We start from the raw sequence: 14,502 nt of genomic DNA on the forward strand, positions 1-14,502 counted from the left end.
ACTCCGAGGTTGCCGCCGGTTCATAGTCCCTGCGGGCGTTCTCCCGGTATGTTCGAAGAACTCACGCTGACCTGCGAGGCCGAGGGGTGTGGCCGCGACCTCGACCCGGAGCCCGCGTTGGTCTTCCGGGACGCCGGCGGCGAGCGCCGGGCCTACGAGTGCGTCTGCGGTGCCGTCACGGTGACCGTCGCGAAGACGTAGCCCTAAGTGCGGCTCCCGCCGACGACCGGCGTGGAAGAAATCGTCCGCGCACGCGGCCACGAAAACGTCACCGCCCGCCACGCGAGCACGCTCGAACTCACCGCCGACGACTACCTCACGCCCGCCGGCGACTGTATCCTCGGGATCGAGGCCGACCGGACACCCGCCGACTTCGACCCCGCGTTCGTCGACGCCTGCCGCGACGCCGACGCGACCATTAGCCTCGAACTCGCCGTTGACGGGCTGACCCGAACCGTCCGTGGACGCGGCCATCCCGACCTCGACTGTACGAACGATCGGAGCCTCGTCTGTCGGACCAGCGACTACGTCGACGATCGGACGGTGATGGTGGGTGCGGACCGGGCGGCCGGCGATCTCGACCGGGAGCTCGTGACGGCGCTCGCCGACGGCGGCTCGCTCACCGCGACGCTCCGGGTCGAGTGACCGCCGAAACGACCGCTTCCTCGACGATCTAGGTCGATCGATCTTCGTGGATACTTCGCCGATACGCCACGTTTAGGTGTGTTTGTCACCGACCACCACCCGAGGCGATACTCGCCGAATGTCACCCGAGACGGAGGGAAGTTGGTCGTCGGTCGCCACGGTCGCGGGCTGGCAGGTGGCGGCGAGTCTCTGCTATTATAGTATCTTCGCCGCCACGGGAGTCGTCAGGGACGCCTTCTCGCTGTCGGCGACCGAGGTCGGGCTGTTCACGACCGCGGCGCTGCTCGGCTACACGGTCGCGCTGGTGCCGAGCGGTGCGGCGGTCGACGGCTACGGCGAGAAACGTGTGATGGTCTTCGGGCTGGTCGGGCTCGCGGTCGCGACCGTTGGGGTCTCGCTCGCGCCGAGCTACGGCCTCCTGCTTGTCGCGGGTGCGGTGCTCGGGGGCGCGTACTCCTCGGCGATGCCCGCCTCGAACCGGGGGATCCTCGCGAGCGCGCCCGCCGGCCGGGGCAACTTCGCTATGGGACTGAAGCAGGTCGGGGTCACGGCGGGCAGCGCGATCGCCTCGCTGGTCATCACGGGACTGGCAGCGGTGGTCGCGTGGCAGGCCGGCTTCTGGGTGATCGCCGCGCTCGCGGGCGGCTACGTCGTCGGCTTCGTCGCGCTCTACGACGGGACCCGCGGCGAGGGGACCCTCTCGGTACCCGACTTCTCGGTGCTGCGCTCGAATCGGGCCTATCTCGTGCTCATCGGCGTCGGGTTCTTCATGGGGGCGTCGATCTTCGCGATGCTCGGTTACATCGTGCTCTACGTCGTCGACGACCTCGGCCACACCACCCTCGTCGGCGGCGTCGTGCTGGCGCTCACCCAGGTCATGGGGAGCGCCGCACGAATCGGCGCGGGGGGCGTCGCCGACCGCCTCGGCGGCGCGCGCGGGGCGGCCACCGTCGCGTTGGTCCAGATGGCCGGCGCGGTGGTCCTGTTCGCGCTACTCGCGACGGGCCTCCCCTCGTTCCCGGTAGCGCTCGTCGTCTTCGCGGGCCTCGGACTCACGGTCTACGGATCCACCGGGGTGTTCTACTCCTGTCTCGGGACCATCGTCGACGACGACGACATTGGGGCGGCGACCGCCGGCGGCCAGACCGCGATCAACGTCGGCGGCCTCCTCGCACCGCCGACCTTCGGTCTGCTCGTCGAGCATGCGGGCTACTCCGTGAGCTGGGCGTTCCTCGGGGCGCTCTCGGTCGCCGGTACCGTGCTGCTCGTCGTGGTTCGACGACGGCTCGGCTCGCCCACCGGGTGACCCGTTCCGCGAACGACGTTTTGTAGTGTTCCGCAGCCGACGACCCAGTATGAGCGAGGACCCGGAGCCCACCGAGAACATCAGTGGCGGGCCCGACGGTGGCGGACTCGCGAGCGAGTTCGACGAGCGGACGGCCGAGACGCGTGCCGAGCAGGTCGTCGACCGCCTCGGCGAGCGCTACTGGCGCAAGACCTACGGCGGCCAGGACGCCTTCGAGTGTCTCGTCCGCACGATCCTGAGCCAGAACACGTCCGACAAAGCAAGCCAGCCGGCCCACGACGCGCTGATGGCGCGCTACGGCGAGAGCGAGGACCTCGCGGTGGCGCTCGCGGAGGTGGATCAGGACGACCTCGCCGAGACCATCCAGCCCGCGGGGCTCTACAACCAGAAGTCCGAAACACTGGGTCGGATCGCTGGCCGTGTGGTCGAGGAGTACGGCGGCGCGGCGGGATTCGACGAGTACGTTACGGGCGAGGAACCCGACGAGGTCCGCGACACCCTGCTTGACTTCTCGGGGGTCGGTCCCAAGACCGCCGACTGCGTGCTCCTCTTCTCCGGTGGCCGCGCAGGCGTCTTCCCCGTGGACACCCACGTCCATCGGATCTATCGGCGGCTCGGGGTCGCACCGCCCGATGCCGACCACGAGAAGGTCAGGGAAGTCCTCGAAGACCAGATCCCTGCCGAGAAGTGTGGGTTCGGCCACACTGCGACGATCCAGTTCGGGCGGGAGTTCTGCAAAGCCCGCAAGCCGGCGTGTCTCGACGACCCCGACGCGTGCCCGATGGCCGACCTCTGCGACCAGGTGGGTGTCTATCCCGCGACGGACGAGGTGGTCGACCCCGCCGACGCGCCGGCCGAGTGAACCGAACTACTGGCTCCGGACCGTGACGACCAGTATGACGGTGATCAGCACGAACGCGATCAGCGAGAGGTTCGGAATCGAGAGACCGACTATCTGATACTGGATCGCGCTACAGCCGCCGCCGACCGAGCAGGTGCCGGTAGTGTCGCTGACCTGGAGCCACGAGTGGTAGGCCGCGACGACGGTCCCGAGAGCCGACAACGGGAGCGCGGTGAGGAAGACCCGCCGCCGGTTTTCGAGGGCCGCGACACCGAGCACGAGAACGAGGGGGTACATCAAGATTCGCTGATACCAGCAGAGTTCGCAGGGGACGAGACCGAGGCCGAGGCTGAAGTAGAGGCTCCCGGCAGTGGCGACGAGCGCGACGAGCGTCCCGAAGGCGAGCGGGAGCCGGGCCTCGAAGCGGCGCATACGTGATCCCCGGGAGAAGAGCTATGTAGCGGTTGCGGTCCTGCGGTGGGCACGGCGGACATCGAGAACGATCCGGTTCGCACGATCATCACCAGATTTAATAGTGTAATCTCTCTGAGGAATCCTGTGAGCATATCAGCGCTCGCTCGACGAAGTGTTGAGATCGCTCTCGACGAAGGATTGCACGGACTCGTCGCTCGGACGACCACTTACGCGAAGATGCGGCTGTTGTCGCTTTTCGAACGGACTGAGCCGACACGACCCCTCTACTATCGGCTGTTCGATTCGACGCAGTACTGGGAACAGCGCTACTCTGATGGTCGGGACTCCGGGCCAGGCTCGCGAGGTGGGCACAGACGGTTCAAAGCGGATTTCCTGAACGCGTTCGTCAACGAACACGATATCGACTCCGTTCTCGAATTCGGCTGCGGGGACGGTGACCAAGTAGCACTCGCGGAGTACCCGGCGTATCGCGGGCTCGAAATATCCGAATCCGCCGTCGAAGCGTGTTCGCGACGGTTCGCCGACGACGAAACCAAGACGTTCGCACACTACGACCCGGGCGAATACCACGGCGAGCAGCGAGAACGGTTCGAGGCCGAACTGGTGCTCTCCCTGGAGGTCGTCTTCCACCTCGTCGACGACGAGACGTTCGAGAAGACGATGCACGATATGTTCGCGTCGGCGACTCGGTACGTGATAGTCTTCTCGAGCAATCACGACGAAACGACCCCCGAACTCCACGTCAGACACCGGCGTTTCACCGACTACGTCGAAGCGGCGTTCCCGAACTTCGAACTGATCGAGACGGTCGAAAACGAGTACGAGTCCCGTCACGCCGATTTCTACGTCTACGAAAAGCGCTGAACCAGCACCACGGAGAACGGCCCCGAGTCGGCCACTCGCCAGCGAGAACGACCGTCGCCGCTACTCGTTCCTCTCGACCGTTCAGTTCGGGTCGGCGTCCTGCACCCAGACGGTCTTCCGGTTCACGAACTCGTGGGCCCCGTGCCGACCGAGCTCGCGGCCGTAGCCCGAGTCCTTGACCCCGCCGAACGGCAGTCTGGGGTCGGATTTCGAGAGCTGGTTGACGTAGCTCATCCCGGCCTCGATCTCGCGGGCGACGCGCTCGCCGCGCGCGAGGTCGTCGGTCCAGACCGAGGAGCTCAGCCCGTAGTCGGAGTCGTTGGCGAGTTCGATGGCCGCTTCTTCACTACCGACCTCGAACACCGCCGCCGACGGCCCGAAGACCTCCTCGCAGGCCGAGGCGGCGTCGGTGGGCACGTCCGTGAGCACCGTCGGCGGGTAGAAGAACCCGTCACGATCGAGCGGTTCGCCACCGACCTCGACCGTCGCACCGTCTTCCACTGTACGCTCGACCTGGTCGTGGAGTTCCTCCATCAGGTCCTCGCGGGCCTGCGGGCCGACGTCGGTTTCTTCCTCCGTTGGGTCTCCGATGGTCAGTGAATCCATTTCGTCGACGAACTTCGAGACGAACTCGTCGTAGACGTCCTCGTGGACGATGAAGCGCTTGCTCGCGATGCACGACTGTCCGGAGTTGAGGGTGCGCCCCTGTGCGCCGACTTCGGCGGCGGCGTCGAGGTCGGCGTCGTCAAGGACGATGAAGGGGTCGTTGCCGCCGAGTTCGAGCACCGTCTTCTTGAGCTCGGCCCCGGCGGTCTCGGCCACCGCGCGACCCGCGGGTTCGCTTCCGGTGAGTGTGGCGGCCACGATCCGGTCGTCTTCGAGCATCCCCTCGATCGGGTCGGAGTGGATCATCAGCGACTGGAAGACCCCCTCCGGGTAGCCCGCTTCGAGCAGGATATCCTCGATGGCCTGGGCACAGCCCGGCACGTTCGAGGCGTGTTTCAGGATCCCGACGTTGCCGGCGGTGACGTGCGGCGCGATGAACCGGAAGACCTGCCAGAAGGGGTAGTTCCACGGCATGATCACCAGCACCGGCCCGAGGGGTTCGTAGGAGACCAGGGTCTTCGTCTCGGGGTCGCTGCCGATCACCTCGTCCTGGAAGAACTCGTCGGCGCGCTCTGCGTAGTGCTCACAGACCCACGCGCACTTCTCGACTTCCGCGACCGCCCCCGAGATGGGTTTGCCCATCTCGCGGGTCATCAGCTCGGCGTACTCCCGTTTGTTCTCGCGGAGTACCTCGGCCGCGTTGGTGAGGAGCTGCTGGCGCTCGTTGATGGGTACCTCGCGCCACTCCTCGAAGGTCTCGTCGGCCGTCGCGAGCGCGTTCTCGATGTCCGCCTCGGTGTCGTCCTCGATGGGGTCGAGCGCCTCGCCGGTGGCCGGGTTGGTTCTATCCATGCGCCCCGTACGGGCGGGATGTCAGTTGTAGCTTTGGCTTGCCCGAGAGGGAGGGGAGTTCCTCTCACCGAAATCGATCGACCGTGGCTTTCCGGCCGACGACTTCCCTACTTGTCTTCCCTCACGCTCGTCCAGAGTCCGAGGCCGACAATTATCGGGAAGAATCCAAGGAACCCGAACAGAAACATACTGATCCCTCAGTTGAGGGGATGCTCGTTGCCGCGGCGTTTGGCATCCCTGTAGGTCCAATACGCCACGACCAGCGGGATAATGAGGGTGAACAGCACGGCGACTCCCTCACTCCCACCCGGGATACCGGGTAGCTGTAGCGGCAACATATTTCGAGTGTCACAGGTGCCGAGAAATAACCACTCATGTCGGTCGATACGAGAATCGACCCGGAGCGAACGTATCCGTTCGAGCCGCGACGCAGCGCTCAGTCCGCGAGTTCGAACCCGCGTTCTTCGAGGAGGTCGGGCAGGCGGTTGCGGTGGTCGCCCTGGAGTTCGATCCGACCGTCCGAAACCGTGCCGCCGGTCGCGAGTTTGCTCTTGAGGTCGGAAGCGAGGTCGGAGACGTCCGTCGTGGAGTCGTCGAACCCCTCGACGATGGTCATCGCCTTGCCGTAGCGGCGCTCGTCGACGCGGATCGAGACCCGCTGGTCGGCGCGCGCGAGGTCGCCGTCGATGTCGAGTTCGTCGGGCAGTCCCGTGATCGAGTTGAAGTCGCCTGACACGGGGTCTAATAGGCGCTCCCGACGGATAAGGGGTCCGGCGCGAACGGATTTATCCCCCGATACCGAACCCCTACCATGACCGAATTCGACCTGATCGTGTTCGGCGGTGGGACGGGCAATCGGGTGGCCTCGGCAGCGGCCGAAGCGGGCATGGAAACGGCGCTCATCGAGAAGGGACCGATCGGCGGGCTCTGTCTGAACCGGGGCTGCAACCCCTCGAAGATGCTGATACAGCACGCGACCGTCGCGAATCGGGTCCGGGAGGCGAGCCGGTTCGGCATCGACGCCTCGATCGACGACGTTCACTTTCGGGGATTCGTTCGCGAGGTCAACGACGAACTCGCCGCGGTCGCGGACCGGAAGGCGCAGGACAAACGCGACCAGGTAAACCTCACGCTGTTTCAGGAGGAAGCCCGATTCGTCGACGACAGGACGATCGAACTCGTCGAGTCGGGCGAGACACACACGGGAGAGGAAGTCGTCGTCGCGTCGGGGAGTACACCCGTGGTACCCGATTCGATCGACGGGATCGACGAGGTCGACTTCCTCACCAGCGCCGACGCGCTCCGGCTCGAAACATCCCCTGAGCGACTCGTCGTGCTCGGCGGGGGCTACATCGCCGCCGAGCTCGGCTACTACTTCGACGCGTTCGGCACCGACGTCGCGCTGATCGACCGCAACGAGACCCTCCTCCATCGCGAGGACGCGGACGTCGCGCGAGCGTTCACCGAGGTCGCCGAAGAACGCCACGACGTCTACACGGGCCACAGCGCCACGGCCGTCGACGAATCGAACGGTGAGTTCGTTGTGACCGCCGAGACCGAAGAGGGTGGATCGGTCGAGGTGACGGGCGACGAACTGCTGGTGGTGCTGGGTCGACGGCCGAACACCGACGGGGTCGGGCTCGACGCGACGAACATCGAGACGGACGACCGGGGGTTCGTCGCGACCGACGACCGGTTGCGGACCTCCGTCGATGGTGTCTGGGCGATGGGCGACGTCGCGGGCAACGCGATGTTCAAACACACTGGGGACTACGAGGGCGAGATCGTCGTCGACAACGTGGTTCACGACGCCGGTCGCGAGGTGGACTTCACCGCGCTGCCGCACGCCGTCTTCACCGAGCCGCAGGTCGCGGCGGTCGGGCGGACGGAAGCCGAACTCGACAAGAGCGGGACCGAGTACGTCGTCGGTCGCGCCGCGTTCACCGACACCGCGATGAGCCGGGCACTGAAGCTCGATCGTGGGTTCGTGAAGGTGCTCTGTGACCTCGAGAGCCGGGCGGTCGTCGGTTGTCACGTCTTCGGTCACGAGGCATCGATCCTCGTTCACGAGGCGGTGCCCGCCGTCCGGTACGGACTGACGGTCGACGACCTCGCGAACACCCTGCTCCACGCCCACCCGGCGCTCAGCAAGCTGGTCCAGAAGGCGTGTGCGGACGCCGTCGATGCCGCGGACCGGACCACCGAGTGAGGTGCGCCGGACGGCCCTCGCCGACGGGTACAAATACGCCTTGCACAGTCCGGTATGAACTATTCTTCGGCGGCGATACCACCTCCTCCTACTTCCAATGCCTAACTGCCTGAACTGCGAGTCGTTCGTGACCGAACAGTACGTCCGGGTGTTCGCCCCGACCGGGATGGAGACCGTCCGGGTCTGCCCCCGATGCGAGGACAAACTCCGCGACGGGGCCGAGGTCCGCGAGGCCCACTCGCCCCGACACACCAACCGATAAACGTCCGTTTCGAGCGACGATGTACCGAACCGACGTGCGAGCGGTGCCCTCCGAGGAGTATTTGACGGCCACGGCGGTAGTCGACCCATGATCGACCTCCGGAGCGACACCGTCACGCGACCGAGCGACGCGATGCGCGAGGCCGCCCGTACCGCCGAGGTGGGCGACGACGTCTACGGCGAGGATCCCACCGTCAACGAGCTCGAAACCCGTGCGGCCGAAGCGGTCGGCATGGAGGCGGCGCTCTACGTTCCCACCGGGACGATGGGCAACCAGATCGCCGCGCGTACCCACACCGACCGTGGCGAGGAGGTCCTCTGCGAACGCGAGAGCCACATCTACAAGTGGGAACTCGCCGGCCTCGCCCAGCACTCGGCGCTCCAGGCGCGGACGATCGACGGCGGTCCCCGTGGAACCATCACCCCCGAAGACATCGACGCGAACTACGTCCCGGCCGACGGCCACCGGGCGGGCACCGGGCTCCTCGCGCTCGAGAACACCCACAACAGCAAGGGTGGGGTCGCGATCCCGGCCGAGGCGCTCGACGCCGCGGCCGAGGCCGCCCACGACCTCGAAATCCCCGTGCACGTCGACGGCGCGCGGGTGTTCAACGCCAGCGTCGCGCTCGATACGCCCGCGCCGCGACTGCTCGAAAGCGTGGACTCGGTGCTGTTCTGTCTCTCGAAGGGGCTCGGCGCGCCCGTCGGGTCGATGCTCGCCGGGAGCGCGGACTTCATCGAACGTGCACGTCGGAACCGAAAACTGCTCGGCGGCGGGATGCGCCAGGCGGGGATCATCGCCGCGCCGGGGATCGAGGCGCTCTCGAACGTCGACCGGCTCGAGACGGACCACGCGAACGCGAAGACGCTCGCGGCGGGCCTCGACGAAGTCGACGGCGTGACCGCGGCCGAGCCCGACACGAACATCGTGGTTGCGGAGACCGACGTGCCCGCCGAGGAATTCATCGACGCGGTCGACGAGGAGGGGATCCGGGCGTCGGCGTTCGGGGACTATCGGGTTCGGTTCTGTACCCACTGGGACGTCGACGAGGACGACGTCGAGGAAGCCGTTGCGGGCGTGCGGCGGGCGGTCGCGTAGTCGCTATCGGCGGCCGCGCTCCGCGCCCTCGCGGAACGCCATCGCGGTCCGTCGAAAGAGGAGGAAGAACGCGAAGATCACGAGGAGGAGCACGATGATGACCGCGAACAGCGCCGGACTGATGCCGAAGGGCATGGGTGGCGTATCCGGCGGTGGAGTATAGTCGTTTCGGGGCTACCGTTCGAGCCGGAACGTCTCGAAGACCTCGCCGTCTGGTTCGCGGAGTTCGCCCTCGATACCGGTCTCGTCGACGTCGAGTTCGGCGTGTCCCGGTCGGTACCAGCGCGGGTCGGCGTGGCTGCCAGGGTTGAGGAGTCCGATTTTGCCGGCTTCGACGAAGTCGGGGTCGTGGGAGTGCCCGAAGACCACGAGGTCCGCGTCGGCCTCGCGACCGAACAGGGAGAGGGTGGTCTCGTCGTGGCGGTCGCCGTGGGTCATCGCGATCCGGATCCCGTCGTGCTCGACGACGCGCTCGGTGGGGAGGCGGTCGCGGACCCCGCGCGTCGCGTTGTTGCCGTGAACGGCCCGGAGGTCGCGAGCTTCGTCTTCGAACGCATCGAGCACCACCTCGGCGGTGAAATCCCCGGCGTGAAGCGTCAGGTCGGCCTCGCGGACGGCATCGAGGGTCCGGCCGGTGAGCCGATGGCCGTCGGTGCCGTGGGTATCGGAGACGACGCAGATCATGGTGCGGGTTGCGGGCCGGGGCTGAAAACGCCGCCGACTGCGGCGGTCGCGGCCGCGGTGCGGTTGCGGTGCTGTCGGTGCGGTCGTCGGGCGGTCGCGATGCGGTTCGGTGTGATCCCTGGAGGATGAAGGGCGACGGCGCGAGCGAAGCGAGCGCCGGAGGGCTTCGGCGGTGCTGTGCGGTGGCGGTTGCTGAATTCGGTAGTGGTCCCACCGCGAGCGAACAAAGTGAGCGAGCGGGCGCGAGGGTGACCAACGGGAACCCGACGCGCTTTTGATCCACATTTTGCCAGCGAACGAAGTGAGCGCAGCAAAAGGTGGGTGTTTCAGATGAAGTCGCGAACCTCGGAGTACCACATCTCGTGGTGGTCGAGGGCGTCGACCCGGCGGGCGATCTCGGTCGCGAGGACGTGCCAGCATAGTTGGTCGGGGTCGTCCGGCGCGAGGTTGTAGGCCGAGTCCTTGCAGGTACAGCTGCCGTCCTCGACGACGTACTCGTCGGAGTGGCCCACGACGACGGTGAAGTCGAGGTACTCCTTGACGCGACGTTCGGCGACGGCCTCCATGGCGCGTACCCCACGGTCGCCGTGGACCTCGATGATCCGCCCGGCGATCTCGGAGTCGAGTTCGCCGCGCTCGTCGAGCGCGCGCTGCCAGGACGTCGCCGTCACGACGGGGGGTTCGGACCGACCGATGAAAACCCGTTCGGTAGCCGGTCCGACGACTCCGCTGGTGTGGGAATCGGCCGATGCCATCGGACGCGGTGCACTCGTTCCGTCGTCGGCCGGTTCGCGCCGTCCCGGTTCGGGTCGAGCGAGCCCGAACCACACGAACGTTTTTGTCGTCGTACCGCCGACTGAGCGGCGTGAGTACCGTTCGCGAACGGGCCGTCGAGAACGTCACCGGCATCGTTTCGATGCTGGTCCTCGGGCTCGGGTTCGTCGCGCTGTTCGCGGGAGTCGAGTATTTCTTCCTGGTCTGGGTCTTCGGCTTCGCCGTCGTGGTGCCGATCGTCGCGATGCTGTTCGAGGAATCGGGGACCGAATCGGCTACCGTGCGTACGGCCCCCGCAACCCACCGTTCGAGCGACGACACGAGCGATGCGCTCACCACGCTTCGCGAACGCTACGCCCGCGGCGACCTCACCGACGAACAGTTCGAACGCAAACTCGACCGACTGTTCGAGACCGACAGCCCCGAAAACGCTGCCGACTGGCATGCCAGCGACGACGACCGCGAACGGCTCGACGAACGGACCTGAGCCGGCCGACGTGGGGTTGCCGGCGCTACCGTCCGTCGAGGATCTCGGCGAACCAGCCCGCCCGCTGGGCCACCCGGCGGGCGGTTTCGAGCCGACTCTCCCCCCGGATCGGCGTGTTGAACCACTGGCGAACCAGCCAGTAGCGTGACTTGCCGTCGAGCCGCCACCACTGGACGTCCGCGCGGCCGAGGAGGTAGGACTTCCGCAGGAAGTGGCGAAACGACTCGACGTAGGTGTGTTCGACGACGAGTTCGGGGACGTACTGGATCGTGTAGGCCTCGGCGATCCGCTCGGCGAGTTCGGATTCCTCGTGGCCCCAGCCGAAGGTCTCCGCGTCGAATCCTCCCACCTCATCGAGCACCTCGCGTCGGATCGCCATGTTGCAGCCCGGCAGCATGTCGGTGGGTTTCGACTCGTCGCCCTGGTCGTACCACGGGAGGTCGAGGTCGGCGAACGGGGCGTCGTCGGGCTGGAAGACCCGACCGGCGACGGCGGGGTAGGCGTCGAGCGCGACGCTCGCGACCCGGAGGTAGCCAGCACAGGGGATCGAGTCGTCGTCGAGGAAGACGAGCTTGTCGCCGCGCGCCCGCTCGATACCGACGTTGCGGGCATGGGCCGCGCCGCCCTCGCGCTGGATCAGGACCTCGTAGTCCTCGAAGTCGTCGCTGGCGAGCCGCGCGGCCGATAGCACGTCGGCGTCGTCCGGAAGCGTCGTCGGGACGATGACGCTTATCTCGACCATGGAGCGGGTTCCGCGAGCCATCGGAAAGTCCTTCCGACGCGGCGGTGTCGGTCCGTTATGGCTGCGAACCGAACCGCTGATACGCGATACCGTCCCGAAGAGGGCGCGGTCAGCAACACTTAATGTTCCCGCTGGCGTCGCCGGTTTCAATGGCCGGACCGGTCGCCGCAGCGGTGCCTGTGGTGCTCTCAATCATCCTTTGGAGTATTGCCCTGCTTTCGGTCTGCTCCATCGCCTACTGGACGTACCTCGTTCTCTTCGTCGTTCGGGGCTCCGAGTATCCCGAACCCGAGCACGACCCGAGCGAGGTCCAAGTCAGGATCCTGACCGTCGACTCGCCCCAGATCATCCAGAAGAGCGTCAGCGCCATCCCCGATACCGTCACCGACCGCCACGTGATCGCCGAGGAGCCGATGGACATCCAGGGGGCGACGGTCCACGTGGTGCCCGACAGCTTCGACTCCGAGGCGATCCGGAAGGGGCGGGCGCTCGAGTGGGCTCGGCAGAACGTCCCCTGTGAGAAGGAGTTCGTGCTCTACCTCGACGAGGACAGCCTCATGTCCGACTTCGAGGGGGTTCCCGACGCGGACGTGGTCCAGTTCCGCGAGCGCCCCCGCCGGAGCCGGTCGTGGCTCTCCTACCTCGCCGAGGTCTTCCGGATGGGCTTCCAGATCGAACAGCGCGCGTTCCCCTCGCTCTCGGTGCCGCTCTACGCCTGGGGTGGCGGGATCGCGATCCGATCCGACCTCGAGAACCGCGTCACGTGGGAACACCACACCATGATCGAGGACACCGCGTTCGTCTGGAACGCGGTGGCGATGGACGGCGCGGTCGACTTCGACATGGCGCGCACCAAGTTCGACACCCAGGCCCCGCCGACGATCCGCGCGATGGTGAGCCAGCGAAGCCGGTGGCTCGCGGGCTCGCAGTCCGAGAGCGACCTGCTCCCGCTCCCCTATCACCTCCTCACGACCGTCCGCAACCTCGCGTGGGCGCTCTCGCCCGCGGTGCCGTTCCTGACGCTCGTCCCGCTGCTCGTCCCCGGCACCATCTTCTTCGAGACCGCCTTCCAGATCCTCTCGGTTCTGGTCTTCAGCTTCGTCGTGGTCTGGTCGGTCATGGGGGCCGTCTACTACGACAAGTCGATCCTCCTCGGACTGGCCGTGGTGGTGTTGTCGCCGCTCGTCAGCCTGCTCCACTCCTTCGGTGCGTTCGTGGGGCTGGTCGCCCCGCCGAACGACTTCTCGGTCACCCGGAAGATCAGCCCCGAACACGTCGAGACACCCGAACGCGAGATCGAGGGCGACTGACGCCCGCGACCCTCGTCACGTCCCGACCGTCGGCGGTCCCGCCGCGCACATCACAATGTTTAACCGGAAATCACGGTAAGGACCGACCGATAGATGGATCGTCGGACCTTTCTTCGCACGACAGGGGTGGCCGGCGTCGCCGGGCTGGCGGGCTGTTCGACCCCGTTCGACCCCGTATCGACCCCGGAGTCGTCGAACGGTAGCGGGAGCGCGCCGACCGACGGGTCGGGTGCCGGGAACGAGAGCACGGGCGAGCTCACCGAAACCCCCGAAGCACCTCAGACCCGCTCCGGCGCGGCGCTCACGGGCGTCTATCCCGGAAGCGAGGAGCTCGACGCGACCCTCTCGGCGTACTCGAACTGGATATCGAAGAAGCCCGCCGTCGTCGTGCTGTTCGTCGACGCGCTCGCCGAGCCGAGCGCGACACGGGGGTTCGTCAACGACGCACTGACACAGGTCTGGAACGCGGGCCACGTCCCCCTGATATCCTGGCAGCCGCTCGTCAACAACGGACAGACCCCGGAAGCGGTCGAGCGCCGGATCGCCGACGGCGACTACGACGACCAGATTCAAGCGTGGGCGACGGCCCTCGACGACTGGGCACATCCGCGGGGCGGACAGACGCGGGGCCGGCGGTTCTACTTCCGGCCGGCCCACGAGATGAACGGCAACTGGTTCCCCTGGAGCGCGGTGGATTCGACCCGCGTCTCCGCCAGCACGGACAGTCCGGGCACCGCCGAGGACTACGTCTCGATGTGGCGACACGTTCACCGGATGTTCGGAAACACCGACCTCGACGAGACGAACGTCCAGTGGATGTGGTCGCCGAACGCCGACGAGCCGAGCAACAGCGTCCGCGCCGAGCAGTACTACCCCGGCGACGAGTTCGTCGACTGGGTCGGCCTCGACGGCTTCAACTTCGGCGGGAGTCAGGAGTACGACAACGACAGCCGGTCCAACTGGCGCTCCCCGAGGGGGATATTCGGGTCGATGCTCCAGCGAGTGCGCGACCTCACCGACAAACCGGTGGCGCTTGCCGAGTTCGCCTCCTCGTCGGTGCCCGAGTCCGGCGACGGCCACCAGCCCCAACAGAAGGCCCAGTGGATCCAGGACGTCTTCGACTACGTCGCCGAGAACGACATCAAGATGGCGTGCTGGTTCAACGTCGACCAGGAGGGCCAGGACGAGTCCGACTGGGCGGTCTTCGGCGGCGCACGCGGGACCTCCCAGGTCACGATCGACGGGACGCAGTACCCCGTCTACGAGGCCTACAACCGGTCGGTCTCGGGCTCGGACTACCTCGGCGCGCTGCCGAACTACCCGCCGCTGCTGACCGACGACGAGTTCGCCGGGGACTTCTGACTCCCCGAACTGCCTCACGGCTGCC

Annotated in this window: 19 protein-coding genes; 11 read left to right on the forward strand and 8 right to left on the reverse strand. The window is 66.9% G+C overall.

The features are described from left to right. The first annotated feature begins 48 nt into the window (after positions 1–48). The 4 genes from GT355_RS17905 to GT355_RS01615 all read left to right on the forward strand — a co-directional run bounded on the left by GT355_RS17905 (position 49) and on the right by GT355_RS01615 (position 2,813). Entirely contained in the window at positions 49–201 is a 153-nt protein-coding gene (locus GT355_RS17905) for a hypothetical protein (protein ID WP_192927944.1), read from the forward strand. A gap of 30 nt (positions 202–231) precedes the next feature. Further along, complete coding sequence (locus GT355_RS01605) at positions 232–645, forward strand: DUF371 domain-containing protein (RefSeq protein WP_160132910.1); 414 nt, start codon at positions 232–234, stop codon at positions 643–645. A gap of 118 nt (positions 646–763) precedes the next feature. Further along, positions 764–1,951: an MFS transporter gene (locus GT355_RS01610; RefSeq protein ID WP_160132912.1), complete on the forward strand. Its 1,188-nt coding sequence runs from the start codon at positions 764–766 to the stop codon at positions 1,949–1,951. Positions 1,952–2,000: 49 nt separating this feature from the next. Beyond that, complete coding sequence (locus GT355_RS01615; RefSeq protein ID WP_160132914.1) at positions 2,001–2,813, forward strand: endonuclease III domain-containing protein; 813 nt, start codon at positions 2,001–2,003, stop codon at positions 2,811–2,813. Between the two features lie 6 nt (positions 2,814–2,819). On the opposite strand, the gene GT355_RS01620 is transcribed toward GT355_RS01615, so the two are convergent. Continuing rightward, positions 2,820–3,224 (reverse strand): disulfide bond formation protein B, encoded by a 405-nt coding sequence (locus GT355_RS01620; RefSeq protein ID WP_160132916.1) that lies wholly within the window; start codon positions 3,222–3,224, stop codon positions 2,820–2,822. Between the two features lie 219 nt (positions 3,225–3,443). Here GT355_RS01620 and GT355_RS01625 point away from each other — a divergent pair, with 219 nt between their 5' ends. Continuing rightward, on the forward strand, positions 3,444–4,091 hold the full coding sequence (locus GT355_RS01625) for a class I SAM-dependent methyltransferase (protein ID WP_240145686.1): 648 nt from the start codon (positions 3,444–3,446) through the stop codon (positions 4,089–4,091). Positions 4,092–4,172: 81 nt separating this feature from the next. Here the strand turns inward: GT355_RS01625 and GT355_RS01630 are convergent, their stop codons facing one another. From GT355_RS01630 to yciH, 3 genes are all read right to left on the reverse strand, one after another. Beyond that, complete coding sequence (locus tag GT355_RS01630; RefSeq protein ID WP_160132918.1) at positions 4,173–5,549, reverse strand: NAD-dependent succinate-semialdehyde dehydrogenase; 1,377 nt, start codon at positions 5,547–5,549, stop codon at positions 4,173–4,175. Between the two features lie 197 nt (positions 5,550–5,746). Next, positions 5,747–5,887 carry a hypothetical protein gene (locus GT355_RS18170; RefSeq protein WP_240145687.1) on the reverse strand — a complete coding sequence of 47 codons (141 nt, stop codon included), beginning with the start codon at positions 5,885–5,887 and terminating at the stop codon, positions 5,747–5,749. 98 nt (positions 5,888–5,985) lie between these two features. Further along, complete coding sequence (gene yciH / locus GT355_RS01640; protein ID WP_160132920.1) at positions 5,986–6,285, reverse strand: translation initiation factor; 300 nt, start codon at positions 6,283–6,285, stop codon at positions 5,986–5,988. Between the two features lie 75 nt (positions 6,286–6,360). Here yciH and GT355_RS01645 point away from each other — a divergent pair, with 75 nt between their 5' ends. The 3 genes from GT355_RS01645 (at position 6,361) to GT355_RS01650 (ending at position 9,118) form a co-directional block, all read left to right on the forward strand. Further along, positions 6,361–7,758: a dihydrolipoyl dehydrogenase family protein gene (locus tag GT355_RS01645; protein ID WP_160132922.1), complete on the forward strand. Its 1,398-nt coding sequence runs from the start codon at positions 6,361–6,363 to the stop codon at positions 7,756–7,758. Positions 7,759–7,855: 97 nt separating this feature from the next. Next, a complete protein-coding gene (locus tag GT355_RS17910) occupies positions 7,856–8,020 on the forward strand; it encodes a DUF7563 family protein (protein WP_007691858.1) in 165 nt (54 codons plus the stop codon). 87 nt (positions 8,021–8,107) lie between these two features. After that, positions 8,108–9,118, forward strand: a complete 1,011-nt coding sequence (locus GT355_RS01650; RefSeq protein ID WP_160132924.1) for a threonine aldolase family protein — start codon at positions 8,108–8,110, stop codon at positions 9,116–9,118. Between the two features lie 3 nt (positions 9,119–9,121). On the opposite strand, the gene GT355_RS18435 is transcribed toward GT355_RS01650, so the two are convergent. The 3 genes from GT355_RS18435 to GT355_RS01660 form a co-directional block, all read right to left on the reverse strand. Continuing rightward, the gene (locus GT355_RS18435; protein WP_007691855.1) at positions 9,122–9,253 is read right to left on the reverse strand and encodes a DUF7859 family protein; all 132 of its coding nucleotides are present in this window, start codon (positions 9,251–9,253) and stop codon (positions 9,122–9,124) included. Between the two features lie 39 nt (positions 9,254–9,292). Beyond that, positions 9,293–9,802, reverse strand: coding sequence for a metallophosphoesterase (locus GT355_RS01655; protein WP_160132926.1), 510 nt, complete (start codon positions 9,800–9,802; stop codon positions 9,293–9,295). A 326-nt stretch (positions 9,803–10,128) separates the two neighbouring features. Then, positions 10,129–10,557, reverse strand: coding sequence for a hypothetical protein (locus GT355_RS01660; protein WP_160132928.1), 429 nt, complete (start codon positions 10,555–10,557; stop codon positions 10,129–10,131). A gap of 110 nt (positions 10,558–10,667) precedes the next feature. On the opposite strand from GT355_RS01660, the gene GT355_RS01665 reads away from it, so the two are divergent. Then, positions 10,668–11,063: an SHOCT domain-containing protein gene (locus tag GT355_RS01665; RefSeq protein WP_160132930.1), complete on the forward strand. Its 396-nt coding sequence runs from the start codon at positions 10,668–10,670 to the stop codon at positions 11,061–11,063. A gap of 25 nt (positions 11,064–11,088) precedes the next feature. Here the strand turns inward: GT355_RS01665 and GT355_RS01670 are convergent, their stop codons facing one another. Continuing rightward, positions 11,089–11,805, reverse strand: coding sequence for a glycosyltransferase family 2 protein (locus tag GT355_RS01670; protein ID WP_160132932.1), 717 nt, complete (start codon positions 11,803–11,805; stop codon positions 11,089–11,091). A 149-nt stretch (positions 11,806–11,954) separates the two neighbouring features. Between GT355_RS01670 and GT355_RS01675 the strand changes: the two genes are divergently transcribed. Next, on the forward strand, positions 11,955–13,115 hold the full coding sequence (locus GT355_RS01675; protein ID WP_192927945.1) for a glycosyltransferase family 2 protein: 1,161 nt from the start codon (positions 11,955–11,957) through the stop codon (positions 13,113–13,115). A 93-nt stretch (positions 13,116–13,208) separates the two neighbouring features. Continuing rightward, positions 13,209–14,477, forward strand: coding sequence for a glycoside hydrolase family 26 protein (locus GT355_RS01680; RefSeq protein WP_160132934.1), 1,269 nt, complete (start codon positions 13,209–13,211; stop codon positions 14,475–14,477). The last annotated feature ends 25 nt before the right edge of the window (positions 14,478–14,502 follow it).

Origin of the sequence: Halococcus salsus, from assembly GCF_009900715.1 — an archaeon.
GTDB lineage: Archaea > Halobacteriota > Halobacteria > Halobacteriales > Halococcaceae > Halococcus > Halococcus salsus.

Excerpts from the sequence above, each read along its gene's own strand:
- GT355_RS17905 (WP_192927944.1), top strand. The coding sequence starts at position 49 with ATGTTCGAAGAACTCACGCTGACCTGCGAGGCCGAGGGGTGTGGCCGC.
- GT355_RS01610 (WP_160132912.1), top strand. The coding sequence starts at position 764 with ATGTCACCCGAGACGGAGGGAAGTTGGTCGTCGGTCGCCACGGTCGCG.
- GT355_RS01615 (WP_160132914.1), top strand. The coding sequence starts at position 2,001 with ATGAGCGAGGACCCGGAGCCCACCGAGAACATCAGTGGCGGGCCCGAC.
- GT355_RS01620 (WP_160132916.1), bottom strand. The coding sequence starts at position 3,224 with ATGCGCCGCTTCGAGGCCCGGCTCCCGCTCGCCTTCGGGACGCTCGTC.
- GT355_RS01625 (WP_240145686.1), top strand. The coding sequence starts at position 3,444 with ATGCGGCTGTTGTCGCTTTTCGAACGGACTGAGCCGACACGACCCCTC.
- GT355_RS01630 (WP_160132918.1), bottom strand. The coding sequence starts at position 5,549 with ATGGATAGAACCAACCCGGCCACCGGCGAGGCGCTCGACCCCATCGAG.
- GT355_RS18170 (WP_240145687.1), bottom strand. The coding sequence starts at position 5,887 with ATGTTGCCGCTACAGCTACCCGGTATCCCGGGTGGGAGTGAGGGAGTC.
- GT355_RS01645 (WP_160132922.1), top strand. The coding sequence starts at position 6,361 with ATGACCGAATTCGACCTGATCGTGTTCGGCGGTGGGACGGGCAATCGG.
- GT355_RS17910 (WP_007691858.1), top strand. The coding sequence starts at position 7,856 with ATGCCTAACTGCCTGAACTGCGAGTCGTTCGTGACCGAACAGTACGTC.
- GT355_RS01650 (WP_160132924.1), top strand. The coding sequence starts at position 8,108 with ATGATCGACCTCCGGAGCGACACCGTCACGCGACCGAGCGACGCGATG.
- GT355_RS18435 (WP_007691855.1), bottom strand. The coding sequence starts at position 9,253 with ATGCCCTTCGGCATCAGTCCGGCGCTGTTCGCGGTCATCATCGTGCTC.
- GT355_RS01655 (WP_160132926.1), bottom strand. The coding sequence starts at position 9,802 with ATGATCTGCGTCGTCTCCGATACCCACGGCACCGACGGCCATCGGCTC.
- GT355_RS01660 (WP_160132928.1), bottom strand. The coding sequence starts at position 10,557 with ATGGCATCGGCCGATTCCCACACCAGCGGAGTCGTCGGACCGGCTACC.
- GT355_RS01670 (WP_160132932.1), bottom strand. The coding sequence starts at position 11,805 with ATGGTCGAGATAAGCGTCATCGTCCCGACGACGCTTCCGGACGACGCC.
- GT355_RS01675 (WP_192927945.1), top strand. The coding sequence starts at position 11,955 with ATGGCCGGACCGGTCGCCGCAGCGGTGCCTGTGGTGCTCTCAATCATC.
- GT355_RS01680 (WP_160132934.1), top strand. The coding sequence starts at position 13,209 with ATGGATCGTCGGACCTTTCTTCGCACGACAGGGGTGGCCGGCGTCGCC.